Raw genomic sequence first — 12068 nt, 5'->3', positions numbered from 1 at the left:
ACGCATGGGTCAGCCCTTCCTGGCCAGCTGATCGGCCGCCGGGGTCGCTCCGCCACCGGTGTAAGTGACCTTCCACAGCGCCGACTTGGCGTCGGAGGTGAAGAAGCCACGCCCGTAGTCGAGGACGTACAGCGCACCGTCGGGACCGAACTTCCAGTCCATGAGGTTCTTGATGCCGTCGTTGCCGATCGGAATGATCTTCTTCAAGGACTCGGAGTGGACCGGGATCGATCCGTCGCCGTGCGTCTTCGGGTCGGTGAGGACCGCGTTGCGCGGCTGGTCGGCATCGTAGAAGTCACCGACGAACCACTTGCCGTCCCAGTAGCCCGGCCACTTGTCCGCGTTCGGGACCGACGCGTCGTAGCGGTAGACGGGCCCGTCCATCGCGGCCTGGCCGCCGCCCTTGAGCCACGGCAGCAGGTACTTCGCCTCGGACTGCTTGTACGAGGGCACGCCGTTGGCGTCGCGCGGGAAGTCCGGAGCGCCGCCCTGCGGCGAGTACCAGATGTTGTTCCCGGTGACCGGCGGCAGGTTGACGAGACCGTCGTTGTTCGGCGACTCGTTCTTCGGGTGGTCGCAGTCGTACCAGCCCAGCGGCTTGGTCGGGTCCGGCAGATTGCGGTCGCGGTAGGGCTGCTTGTTGCCCATGCAGTAGGGCCAGCCGCGGTTGCTCGCCTTGGTGATGACGGCGAACTGGTCGTACTTGGCCGGACCCCAGGTCGTCGACGGCTCACCGGCATCCGGGCCGACCCACCCCGCGTACAGGGTGTCCGTCTTCGTGTCGACCGAGATGCGCGCCGGGTTGCGCACACCCATCACGTAGATCTCGCCGCGCGTCTTGCCGCCGCCCTCGGCGTCCTCCTTGCCGGTGAAGAGATTGCCCTCAGGCAGGGTGTACGTCCCGTCGGCCTCCGGGTGGATCCGCAGGATCTTGCCGTTCAGGTTGTTCGTGTTGCCCGCGGTGCGGCGTGCGTCGGCGAACGAGACGCCCTTGTAGTTCGGCTGCGGGTTGTTGCCCGAGTAGCCGTCACTGAACTGCGAGGAGTTGTTGTCACCGGTGGCGATGTACAGGTTCCCCTTGGAGTCCCAGGCCATCCCGCCGCCAGCGTGGCAGCAACTGTGCACCTGCACAGGCCACTTGAGCAGGACCTTCTCGCTGCTCAGGTCCAGCTTGTCCGTGCTCGGGTCGAGCGTGAAGCGCGAGACGCGGCGCTCGGCCAGCTGCTTGTCGCGGTCGAGCTGCGAGTGCGGCGTGTAGTGCAGATACACGTACCCGTTCTGCTCGAATTCCGGGTCCAGCTCGATGCCGAGCAGCCCCTCCTCGACCTTGACCAGCTCGTCCCCGCCGCCCTTGTTTCCGAAGACGGTCAACTCCCCGGCGAGAGTCACCTTCTTGGTCTTCGGGTCGTACACGTGGACCTGACCCTTGCCCTTGCCGACGTCGGGGTTGTTCCAGTCGGTGATCACCGGCTGGGACGAGTCCGCGCCGCCGCGGCCGATGTACAGCACCCGGCCGTCGGGCGCGGTGACCAGCCCGTGGGGCTCGCCGATCTGGTCGTTCTGACCGGGCTGATTGGCCTGGGTCAGGCGCTCCGCCTTGTAGTTGGCGTTGATGGCGGCCTTGCAGTCGGCGCGCACGAGACGCGTCGTCCACAGCAGCGCGCCGCGCAGATGGTCGCGGAAGTCCACCTCGTCGTACGAGGAGACGGTGCCCCCCATGCCGGTGTAGAAGGACCGGCCGCCGTCATAGTCACGGCACCAACTCACCGGGTGGTCCGCGCCGTTCGCGCCCTCGCCCGGCTTGTACGTGGACTCGTTGACCCGCGCGACCGTGTGCACGTCGCCGGACGGGTTCTTCGACCAGTTCAGCCACTGATCCGCGCGCTTCCACTGCACCGGCAGGCCCTTGGTCGCCGGGTTCTGCCGATCGCCGACCTCAACGGTCGCTCGCTGCGCGGTAGTTGGCGACGACGCGGCGGGCCGGGCCCCGATCAGACCGGTGAACCAGTCCGAGTACGGCTCGGCGCGGGCCGCGTCATGGACGCCGACGAAACCGCCGCCCGCCTCCATGTACGCCTCAAGGCCTGCCTCCTGGTCGGGGTCGAGGACGTCGCCCCCGCCGGTCAGGAAGGCGACCGAGTTGAAGCGCCCCAGCTTCGTGGCGTTCGTGAACACGGAGGCGTCGTCCGTCGCCGTGATCGTGAACCGCTGGGCCTCGGGCCCGGACCGGCCGATCTTCTCGATCGCCTCGATGCCCGCGTTGACCGTGGGCGACTCGTCGCCGCCGGCCGCGGACCCGTAGAACACCAGGACCCGCACGTTCGCGCCGCCGGGTGGCGACTTGACGGACATCGTTGTCGGGGACGGCTCCGGCGCCGGGTGCGCGCTGGCGACCGGGCCGCTCAGCAGCCCGGCGGCCAGGGTTCCCGCGGCGACCCCGGCCGCCCAGACACGTGCACGTCTGGTTCTGCTCGCTCTGAACTCTCGTACGGGTAACGGACTTTGACGCGACAACCGCCGCATGTGTTCACCCATCCCTCGTCGGACACAGCAACAGCGCGGTGGAAGCTAGACCCCTTTTCGCGGTCCGCCAATAGGTATGACCGGGATGACGCAAACTTTGTCCTGAGTGTGGATAAACGAAGATCGTGTGGCTACGGTGCCCATCGCGACGTGAAAATCCTTACGAGGATGGGGAGTTGGCCGTGGCAGAGCACGACGAACCTCGCGACGAATCGACGCAGGCGAGTGAACGGGACCGACGCGCGCTGACCCGGCGCATGATGATCGGCGGCGCCGTGGCGGCCACGGCCGGGGTGACATCGTTGTCCATCGGGGCGTCGGCGGGACCGGCCGCAGGCGCGGACACCCCTGCGCGCACCGCGCCCGCGGGCGGCGAGGTCAGACGCCTCACGCTGTACGCCGAGAAGCTCGCGGACGGTCAGCTCGGCTACGGCTTCGAGAAGGGCAAGGCGTCCATCCCCGGCCCGCTGATCGAACTCAACGAGGGCGACACGGCGCACATCGAGTTCCACAACCTCACGGACGTCGACGTGAGCCTTCATGTGCACGGCATGGACTACGAGATCTCCAGCGACGGCACCCGGATGAACCGCAGCCACGTCGAACCGGGCGGCACCCGCACCTACACCTGGCGCACGCATGCGCCGGGCCGCAGGACGGACGGCACGTGGCGGGCCGGGACCGCGGGCTACTGGCATTACCACGACCATGTCGTCGGTACCGACCACGGCACGGGCGGGATCAGGAAGGGCCTGTACGGCCCGGTGATCGTGCGCCGAAAGGGCGACATCCTGCCCGACCCGGGGAAGACCTTCACGATCGTCTTCAACGACATGACGATCAACAACAAGGCGGCCCATGAAGCCCCCAACTTCGAGGCCACGGTGGGCGATCGCGTCGAGATCGTGATGATCACGCACGGCGAGTACTACCACACCTTCCACATGCACGGTCACCGTTGGGCGGACAATCGCACGGGCCTGCTCACGGGCCCCGACGACCCGACCCAGGTCCTCGACAACAAGATCTGCGGCCCGGCGGACTCGTTCGGGTTCCAGATCGTCGCGGGGGAGGGCGTCGGGGCCGGGGCGTGGATGTATCACTGCCACGTCCAGAGCCACTCGGACATGGGGATGGCGGGCCTGTTCCTCGTGAAGAAGGCGGACGGGACGATCCCGGCGTACGACGCGCCGCACCACTGAACACCATGCCGAAGCGGTACGCCGAACTCGGCTACGTACACGCCGACATGGAGAACGTGCCTACAGCGACGCGGCCCGGTGCGTCACCCGACCGCCGAGCACCGTCAACTGCACCGGCACCTCGTGGAGTTCGGTCGCCGGTGCGGCGACCGGATCCACGGCGAACGCCGTGAGGTCCGCCCGGAACCCGACCGCGATCCGCCCCGCGGTCCGCTCCTCGCCGGCGGCGTAGGCGGCGTTCACGGTCATCGCCCGCAGCGCCTCCATGCCGGTCAGGGCCTGCTCAGGCCCGTGGGGCGGCAGCGCGAGATCCCGGCTCGGCCGACGGTGCCGCGCTCCGGCCAGTACACCCAGTGGCGGGTACGGAGCGATCGGCCAGTCCGAACCGAGCACCACCGTCGCCCCCGCGTCCCACAGGTCCCGGCAGCGCCAGGCCCGCGCCGCCCGCTCCTCGCCGAGCCGCCGCGACCAGTTGTCGCTGTGGTCGGCGCGTGTGAAGTCGCAGCAGTGCGTGGGCTGCATCGACGCGATCACCCCCAGCTCGGCGAACCGCCGCACCGTGTCGTCCGGCACCGTCTCGATGTGCTCGACACGATGCCGTACGTCGCCCGGGGCCGCGGCCCGCGCCTTCGCCACGGAGTCGAGCGCGTGCCGCACCGCCGCGTCACCGATGGCGTGCGTCGCGGTGGGCACACCGGAACGGTGCAGCGAGGTGATGACGTCGGTGTACGCGGCTGGGTCCGGCCAGAACGCATGCGTGGACTCGCCGTGGCAGTCGGGGCGCTCCAGCCACGCGGTGCCGTTGTCGATGGTGCCGTCCATGAACAGCTTGACCCCGTCGACGGACCACAACTGGCCTCCCCGTTCCTCCAGTTGAACCAACCGGCTCACGGCATCGGCGTCCGCACCCGGCTGACACCACGGCGCGACCCGCAGCCGCACGGCAAGCTCCCCGGCAGCGTCCAACTCCTCGTACAGCTCAAGGCTGTCACCGTTGGCGTCCATGGCGTGCCCACCGGTGAGCCCGCTCGCGGCCATTGCCCGCAGCGCCCGTCCGAGCCGTTCGCGACGCTCCGCCCGGGTGGGCTGCGGCGCGGCTCGCTCGACCAGTTCGCACGCGGCGTCCTCCAGGAGCAGCCCGGTGGGCCGCCCCGCCGTGTCGCAGACGATCTCGGCGGCCTGGTCGAAGGCGCGGGGACCGTCGATCCCGGCGAGTTCGAGGGCGCGGGCGCTCGCCAACAACGAATGCCCGTCGAAGAGTTGAAGCGATGCGGGCACTCCGCCGAGTACGTCCTCCACTGCCGCCGCCTCCACGGCCCGCTCCCCGAACACATTCGGGTCGAGCCCCCAGGCGTGCAGCCAGGCACCGTCCGCGAGCGACTCCTTCGCGCGCCCGAGTTCGGCGCGCACGTCATCGAGGCTCACGCACCGTGACAGGTCGCCCCCGGCGGTGAGCTCGGCCCCGGAGGCGGGATGGGTGTGCCCGTCGACGAGCCCGGGCGTCACGACGGCGCCCTTGAGGTCGACGGTGACGGTGCCGGTCCCGGCGAGCGCGCGTATCTCGCGGTCGTCACCGAGCGCGGTGATGACGTCGTCGCTGACGGCGAGCGCGGTGTGCGGCCTGCCGCCATCGACCGGATCGAGAATCCGGGCGTTGAGAAGGATCAGGTCGGGCTGCTGCATGGTACGGATCTCCTTAAGGATGGTTCGGCCGCCCCGGCCGACGTCGGCATACGGTCCGAGGAATCAAGCCCTGCTGTCGACGCAAGGCGCGGACAATAAAGCCCCGCCGGCGATTGAGGCGCGGGGTCCGGGGCAGAGCCCCGAGGCCGCAACCCCCTCGCCGGTCTACGAACCCAACGCCCCCTCCCGGAGGCCAAGTTCACGCTCGGCGACCCGAAACGCCATCCGAGCCACCCCGGCCGGCAGGCCCTCCGCATCGCCGACCGGGTCCGCCCCCAGCCCGTCCAGCACCACCAGAATCTGCATCGCCACGACCTCCGGATCACCGGTCCGGAACTCCCCGCGTTCCACGCCTTCCGCGATGAGCGCCGTGAGCCGCCCCCGCCACGCGTCGCCCTGCAGCGTGACGCGCACCCGTAGCGAGTCCCGGTACCGGCTCAAGTGCCGCGCGTTGATCCACAACTGGCTGATGTCGTCCCACGCGGGCCCGGAGGTCCGCGCGAGAAACCCGGCGAGCCGCTCCACGGTCGACGTGTCCCCACCCCCCTCGGGGAGAAGCGCGTCGAGCTCACCCGTCGCCGCGCTCCCGAACGCCTCCGCCACCAGTTCCTCCGCCGAGGGGAAGTAGTGGCTCACAAGGCCCGGGCGCACGTCCAGATCCTCACCGATGCGCCGCAGCGTAATGCACTCCAGACCTTCGGAAAGCGCAATCGAGGCGGCCTTCGCAACGATTTCCGCACGTCTGACGGCCGGAGATTTTCGGATTCGCTTGCGCTCAACGCTTGACGACATGCCCGTCACGCTATTGAGTGTGCGACCAATAAGCAAGCAGGTGGCACGAGACCAGCACCCCCCGGAGGGCCCCATGGCGTCCACGCTTCCCGACCCGTCTCCAGACACGGGCGGCACGGGAGAAAGCACCACAGACACGCCCCTCGTCGACCCCCATGTGACAGCCACCCGTATCGAGACCCATGGCATCGACCACATCCCCGACTCCGAACGCCATGGCAGAGCCCGCGAGTTGTTCTCCGTCTGGGCCGCGGGCGGCATCAACTACCTGAGCCTGGTGGTCGGCGGCGCCCTGGTCCTGATGGGCCTGAACCTGTGGCAGGCCCTCGGCGTGCTGGTCGTCGGCAACCTGTTCTGGATCCTCACCGGCTGGCTCTCCGTCTCGGGCCCCGCGGCAGGCGCCCCCAGCGAGGTCATCACCCGCGCCCTCTTCGGGGTCATAGGAAACCGCGTGAACAACGCGATCGTCGGCTGGGTGATCTCCGTCTGCTACTTCGCGCTGAACCTGGCGGCCGCGGCCGTCGCCGCGTTCTCCCTGGTCGCGAAGGTCGGCATCCCGGTGAACACCGGCGTGAAGGCCGCCGTCATCGTGGTCATCGCGGCGCTCACGCTCACCATCAGCGTCTACGGCCACGCCCTGATCATGAAGCTGTACCTGCCGATCGCGCTCGTCCTCGCCGCGGCCTTCGCCGTCGTGGCCGTCGTGATCGTCCAGCATGCCGACTTCGGCTACGTACCCGAACACCACCTCACCGGGGTCGACCTGTGGGCGACGGTCCTCGCGGGCGTCACCCTCATCGCGGCCGGCCCTCTGTCGTACACCACCAGCGCCGACTTCTCCCGCTATCTGCCGCGGACGACACCGAAGCGGTCGATCGTCGGATGGACCGCGCTCGGCGGCTTCCTGCCCGGCGTGGTGGTGTCCGGCATGGGCGTGCTCGCCGCCACGACCGTCGACATGACCGACCCGCAGGCGGCCCTGGAGAAGATCCTGCCCGGCTGGTTCGCCCCGGTCTTCCTGCTCGCCCTGGTCCTCGGCACTGTCGCCCTCAACGCCCTGACCGCCTACAGCGCGGGCCTCGCCCTACAGGCCGTCGGCCTGCGCATCCGCCGCTCCGTCAGCGTCCTGTTCGACGGCGCGGCCGCCGTCGCCCTGACCCTGTACGGGCTGCTGATCTCGAACTTCCTCGACACCGTCAACAACGTCCTGGCGCTGACCGTCGTCCTGCTCGGCCCGGCCATGACGATCTACGCGACCGACATCGTGCTGCGCCGCAACCGCTACGACGGACCTGCGCTCACCGACGAGTCGCCCGGCAGCCCGTTCTGGTACCGCGGCGGCGTCAACTGGGCCGGCGCGCTGTCCCTGTTGGCGGGTGCCGCGCTGTCCGCACTCTGTGTGGACACCCTCTACTTCACCGGCCCGATCTCCGCCGCCCTCGGCCACGTGGACCTCGCGCTGCCGGTCGGCATGGTGGTGTCGTGCGTCTGCTACACGCTGACGATGCGCCGCTCGGTGGCACCCCGGAACGTGACGACCCCTTGACGCGATCCACCCGCATCCCGCACAACCCGCTCTGGACAGCGCCTACCGGGAAGTAGAGCATCGGTGCCACCTGCACATGGCATTGATCATCGAGGGAGCCGCGTTGAGCAAGGACCGTACGTACGACTACGTCATCGTCGGGGCCGGATCCGCCGGATGCGTGCTGGCCGGGCGGCTCTCCGAGGATCCTTCCGTCAAGGTCGCCCTCGTCGAGTCGGGGCCGCGCGACCGGAAGACCGAGATCAGGATACCGGCCGCGTTCCCGAAGCTGTTCAAGACGCCGTACGACTGGAACTACTCGACGACCAAGCAAACCGCCCTGGACGACCGGGAGTTGTACTGGCCGCGCGGACACACGCTCGGCGGCTCCTCCGCCATCAACGCCATGATGTGGGTGCGCGGCCACCGCGCCGACTACGACGCCTGGGGTGAGGCCGCCGGATCCCCGTGGTCGTACGACGAGTTCGTGCGCTACTTCCAGCGCGCCGAGCGGTGGCAGGGCAACCCGCGCGAGGACTCTGTTTACGGCACGGCCGGGCCGCTGCACATCTCGCCGCCGCGCCACCCGAACCCGACCACCGCCGCGTTCCTCGACGCCTGCCGCTCCCAAGGGCTGCGTGAGCTAGAAGAGTTGAACCAGGACGACCACTCCGGTTTCGCCCTGACTCCACTCAACCAGTACAAGGGTCGCCGCTGGAGCGCCGCCGACGGCTACCTCAAGCCCGCCGCGCGCCGCCCCAACCTCGACGTCTACACCGACGCCCGCGTCACTCGCATCGACTTCGACGGCAACCGCGCCGCCGGCGTCGTCGCCTCCGGGGTCTCCGCCGGCACTCTGCGCGCCACCCGCGAGGTCATCCTGTCCGCAGGTGCCATCAACTCGCCGCAGTTGCTGCAACAGGCGGGCATCGGCGACCCGGAGACCCTCGCGGAGGCGGGCATCGACACCTTCGTCGCCTCGCCCGACGTCGGCCGCCACCTCCAGGACCATCTGATGTACCCGCTCAACGTCCGCGCCGCGAAGCCGATCTCGCTCACCGGCGCCGACTCGCCCGCCAACATCGCCCGGTTCCTGCTCGGCGGACGCGGACCGCTCACCTCGAACGTCGGCGAGGCCGTCGCCTTCCTCGCCACCAGGCCCGAACTCGCCGCGCCCGACATCGAGTTGGTCTACGCGCCGGTACCGTTCGTGAACCACGGCCTCGAAGCGCCGACCGAGCACGGACTGACCCTCGGAGTGATCCTGCTCCAGCCCGAGAGCAGGGGCCGGATCACTCCGGCGGGCCGCGACGCGCGGCCCCGCATCGACCCGGGCTACCTGGCCCAGGACGAGGACGTGCGCACGCTCGTCGCCGGTGTGCGCCGCGCCGAGGAACTGCTCGCCCAGAGCGCGCTGGCCGCGCACCACACCGAGCCGATGGCCGGCTACCCCGGCGTCGTCGACGACGAGGCGCTCACCCGGTCGGTGCGCGCCAGCGCCGAGACCCTCTACCACCCGGTCGGCACCTGCCGGATGGGCTCCGACGAGGGCTCGGTCACCGACCCTCGGCTCCGCGTGCGCGGCACCGAGGGCCTGCGCGTCGTCGACGCCTCCGTCATGCCGCGCATCACCCGCGGCCACACGCACGCGCCCACGGTCGCCCTCGCGGAACGGGCGGCGGACCTGATCCGCGAGGACTCCACCAAGTAGCCCTGTTCCTCGGGGAGTTACGAAGGGGTTACGACCCCACGCTCACCGTGAACCGGCGCGGGTTGCCGTCGTGCGCCGCGCCGGACACGTCCGGCTGTCCCTCGGCCTGCACGTCGTCGTACGGGAAGGCGTAGCCGATGGGAGAGTTGGCGTGCACGATGCGCGACCAGTGGTTGGTCGTCGCGTCCTGGTAGTAGTCGCCGGACGTCAGGCCGTTGGGCTGCTCGGGGTGCGTGAGCATGATGCTGCGGTTGAACCCGGCGGCGAGGCGGGACAGGATGCCCTTCTTGTCGTCGGAGTCGCCCGGGTTGTTGGCGAACGGCCCGTGGTTGCAGGTGAAGACGTCCTTCGAGGCGGGCTTGGTGAAGGTGTGGCCGCCGTTGAAGGTGAGGGTGTCGCCGCTGACCCGGCCCGTGAACACACCGCGCCCGCCCTGTAGGTCGATCTTCAGGTCGGTCGAGGCGTACTTCTCCCACACCTTGTCGATGTAGGCACCCCACACGTCGCGGAACGGCATCTCGTCCGGCTTGTCGAAGTACGGCGCCATGAGGTTCTGCGGGGAGATCGCGCGCAGCACCTTGCCGTCCTCGCCCTTGATGACGAGCTTGTCCCAGGGCTGCCCGTCCTTGGCGGCCTGCGCCGCGAGGTCCGCGGCGATCTTCTCGATGGCGCCGTCGGGGAACGGGGCGACGGTGTGGGTGGCGTCACCCTCTAGCTTCAGCCCGATGGGCAGGGCCGTGACCAGGTCGACGTAGCTGATGTTGGAGTACAACTGCTCGGAGTTGAAGGTGAATTCGGCGAACGCCCAGGTCTTGCCGTAGTTCGCGTCCTCCTTCGTGGCGAAGGCGGGCTCGACCAGCGAGGGGCCGGGGTTGAGGAAGAAGTCGAGCGTGTCGTCGCGGACGAAGTAGACGCGGGCGCCGTACATCCGGGGCAGCGTCACGACCTTCGGTTCCGAGCCCGCGGCGCCGAGCGGAATGGCGCAGTCGACGGGCAGTGGGGTCTGCGGGGCGCTCGGCGACTCGGGGTGGTAGACGCTGCCGTCGGAGCGCAGCAGCACCCAGTTGCCGGTCCCGTCCTCGTGGCCGGTGACGTAGGCGCGCACGGTGCCGCTCAACGACTTGTTCTGCAGGGCGAGTTCGCATGTGGCCGGGGCGGCGCCCGCGGTCCAAGAGGGAACCGTGAGTGCTGCGGCGGTGGTGGCGATGCCCGCTCCGGCGCCGGCGAGAAATATTCTGCGCGAGATCACGATGGGCACTCCCTGAATGTGGGGGGTGTGTGGGGGAGCCCTACTGTGGCGAGAGGGGACGGAGGCGTCAATACTTCGGGCAGGGAGCGCTCCCATGTTTTGTTTGCGTTCAACTGTTGAAGGCGGAGTGTTCGGTTCCTTTGGTCTGAACCAGCCCAGGTCAGCGCGGTGCGGGGGCGATTGTCAGTGCCCGGTGCAAGACTCGGCAGTCCGAAAAAGAAACCCTCGACGAGGAGGGCAAGACCCATGATCACTACGGAGTTCGTGGACGGCGCGCCGAACTGGCTGGATCTCAGCACCCCCGATATGGACGGCGCGATCTCCTTTTACAGCGGCCTCTTCGGCTGGACGTTCCTGTCGGCCGGTCCCGAAGCCGGCGGGTACGGGATGTTCCAGCTCGAAGGCAGGACGGTCAGCGGCGCCATGACGGTCACCGCAGAGCAGGGCGAGCCCGGCTGGACCGTGTACTTCCAGAGCGCGGACGCGGATGCCACGGCGAAGGCGGTCGAGCAGGCGGGCGGCAGCGCCCTGCTGCAGCCGATGGACGTCTTCGACCTGGGCCGCATGGCCGTCTTCGCCGACCCGGCCGGCGCCCCCTTCGGCATCTGGCAGCCCGGGAGGAACAAGGGCCTTGAGTACACCCGGGACGACGGCGGGCTGAACTGGGTGGAGCTGTACGCCCCCGATGTGGCCGCCGCGAAGCGGTTCTACGGATCGGTCTTCGACTGGGGCGCGTTCGATGTCGAGTTCCCCGGCGGCAGCTACACGACGGTCAACCCGCGAGGTACGGACGAGAACGCGATGTTCGGAGGCCTCGCCAAGCTGGACAGCGATCCCGCGGAGGCCGCGGCGGGCCCGCACTGGACGCCGTACATCCACGTCCCGGACGTGGACGCGACGGCGGACCGTACACAGGAGCTGGGCGGCACGGTGCGCTCGGAGCCGGTCAGCATCGCCGGCGTCGGTCGGCTCGCGAAGCTGACGGATCCGTACGGTGCGACGTTCGCGGTGCTCAAGGGGGACCCTGAGCAGAAGTGACCGTTCGGGCACCGCGGGCGTCCGCGGTGCCCGATGTCCGCCCGTTGATGGAGCGTTGATCAAACGTTTTTCGGTGGGCGGCAGAGTGGGCCGCATGTACGCGAACACGACCCTTACGCCTGCCGGCCCCACCTGGCAGGACCAGGCCCTGTGCGCCCAGACCGGTGCCGAATTCTTCTTCCCCGAACCGGGGAGCTCCGTCCGGGAGGCCAAGATGATCTGCGGCCTGTGCCCGATCCGGCAGAGCTGCCTGGAGTACGCCCTGACCCACGACGAGCGGTTCGGGGTGTGGGGCGGCCTCTCGGAGAAGGAGCGCCTTCGGCTCAGGCGGACCTGACGCCTGCG

Annotated in this window: 9 protein-coding genes; 5 read left to right on the top strand and 4 right to left on the bottom strand. The window is 69.3% G+C overall.

Annotated elements, in window-relative coordinates:
* Positions 1 to 9 precede the first annotated feature (9 nt).
* Complete coding sequence (locus tag ACFYWS_RS29085) at positions 10 to 2523, bottom strand: ThuA domain-containing protein (protein WP_389281327.1); 2514 nt, start codon at positions 2521 to 2523, stop codon at positions 10 to 12.
* A gap of 257 nt (positions 2524 to 2780) precedes the next feature.
* On the opposite strand from ACFYWS_RS29085, the gene ACFYWS_RS29080 reads away from it, so the two are divergent.
* A complete protein-coding gene (locus ACFYWS_RS29080; RefSeq protein WP_389281566.1) occupies positions 2781 to 3725 on the top strand; it encodes a multicopper oxidase domain-containing protein in 945 nt (314 codons plus the stop codon).
* A 60-nt stretch (positions 3726 to 3785) separates the two neighbouring features.
* Here ACFYWS_RS29080 and ACFYWS_RS29075 read toward each other — a convergent pair whose 3' ends face one another.
* Complete coding sequence (locus ACFYWS_RS29075; protein WP_389281326.1) at positions 3786 to 5408, bottom strand: amidohydrolase; 1623 nt, start codon at positions 5406 to 5408, stop codon at positions 3786 to 3788.
* Between the two features lie 165 nt (positions 5409 to 5573).
* Positions 5574 to 6200, bottom strand: coding sequence for a TetR/AcrR family transcriptional regulator (locus tag ACFYWS_RS29070; protein WP_389281564.1), 627 nt, complete (start codon positions 6198 to 6200; stop codon positions 5574 to 5576).
* Positions 6201 to 6273: 73 nt separating this feature from the next.
* Here ACFYWS_RS29070 and ACFYWS_RS29065 point away from each other — a divergent pair, with 73 nt between their 5' ends.
* Both ACFYWS_RS29065 and ACFYWS_RS29060 read left to right on the top strand, forming a co-directional pair.
* Complete coding sequence (locus ACFYWS_RS29065; protein WP_389281325.1) at positions 6274 to 7746, top strand: purine-cytosine permease family protein; 1473 nt, start codon at positions 6274 to 6276, stop codon at positions 7744 to 7746.
* 76 nt (positions 7747 to 7822) lie between these two features.
* The gene (locus ACFYWS_RS29060; RefSeq protein WP_389281324.1) at positions 7823 to 9436 is read left to right on the top strand and encodes a GMC family oxidoreductase; all 1614 of its coding nucleotides are present in this window, start codon (positions 7823 to 7825) and stop codon (positions 9434 to 9436) included.
* Positions 9437 to 9464: 28 nt separating this feature from the next.
* Here the strand turns inward: ACFYWS_RS29060 and ACFYWS_RS29055 are convergent, their stop codons facing one another.
* Positions 9465 to 10685: a glycoside hydrolase family 64 protein gene (locus tag ACFYWS_RS29055; protein ID WP_389281562.1), complete on the bottom strand. Its 1221-nt coding sequence runs from the start codon at positions 10683 to 10685 to the stop codon at positions 9465 to 9467.
* Positions 10686 to 10931: 246 nt separating this feature from the next.
* Here ACFYWS_RS29055 and ACFYWS_RS29050 point away from each other — a divergent pair, with 246 nt between their 5' ends.
* Both ACFYWS_RS29050 and ACFYWS_RS29045 read left to right on the top strand, forming a co-directional pair.
* Complete coding sequence (locus ACFYWS_RS29050; RefSeq protein WP_389281322.1) at positions 10932 to 11723, top strand: VOC family protein; 792 nt, start codon at positions 10932 to 10934, stop codon at positions 11721 to 11723.
* A gap of 94 nt (positions 11724 to 11817) precedes the next feature.
* Positions 11818 to 12060 carry a WhiB family transcriptional regulator gene (locus tag ACFYWS_RS29045; protein WP_389281321.1) on the top strand — a complete coding sequence of 81 codons (243 nt, stop codon included), beginning with the start codon at positions 11818 to 11820 and terminating at the stop codon, positions 12058 to 12060.
* Positions 12061 to 12068 lie beyond the last annotated feature (8 nt).

The sequence above is a fragment of the Streptomyces sp. NPDC002795 genome (assembly GCF_042888725.1).
GTDB lineage: Bacteria > Actinomycetota > Actinomycetes > Streptomycetales > Streptomycetaceae > Streptomyces.
The sequence above is the reverse complement of the archived record's forward strand: the minus strand, read 5'-3'. Positions and strand labels throughout refer to the sequence as shown.

Excerpts from the sequence above, each read along its gene's own strand:
- ACFYWS_RS29045 (WP_389281321.1), top strand. The coding sequence starts at position 11,818 with ATGTACGCGAACACGACCCTTACGCCTGCCGGCCCCACCTGGCAGGAC.
- ACFYWS_RS29060 (WP_389281324.1), top strand. The coding sequence starts at position 7,823 with ATGGCATTGATCATCGAGGGAGCCGCGTTGAGCAAGGACCGTACGTAC.
- ACFYWS_RS29070 (WP_389281564.1), bottom strand. The coding sequence starts at position 6,200 with ATGTCGTCAAGCGTTGAGCGCAAGCGAATCCGAAAATCTCCGGCCGTC.
- ACFYWS_RS29065 (WP_389281325.1), top strand. The coding sequence starts at position 6,274 with ATGGCGTCCACGCTTCCCGACCCGTCTCCAGACACGGGCGGCACGGGA.
- ACFYWS_RS29050 (WP_389281322.1), top strand. The coding sequence starts at position 10,932 with ATGATCACTACGGAGTTCGTGGACGGCGCGCCGAACTGGCTGGATCTC.
- ACFYWS_RS29085 (WP_389281327.1), bottom strand. The coding sequence starts at position 2,523 with ATGCGGCGGTTGTCGCGTCAAAGTCCGTTACCCGTACGAGAGTTCAGA.
- ACFYWS_RS29075 (WP_389281326.1), bottom strand. The coding sequence starts at position 5,408 with ATGCAGCAGCCCGACCTGATCCTTCTCAACGCCCGGATTCTCGATCCG.
- ACFYWS_RS29080 (WP_389281566.1), top strand. The coding sequence starts at position 2,781 with ATGATGATCGGCGGCGCCGTGGCGGCCACGGCCGGGGTGACATCGTTG.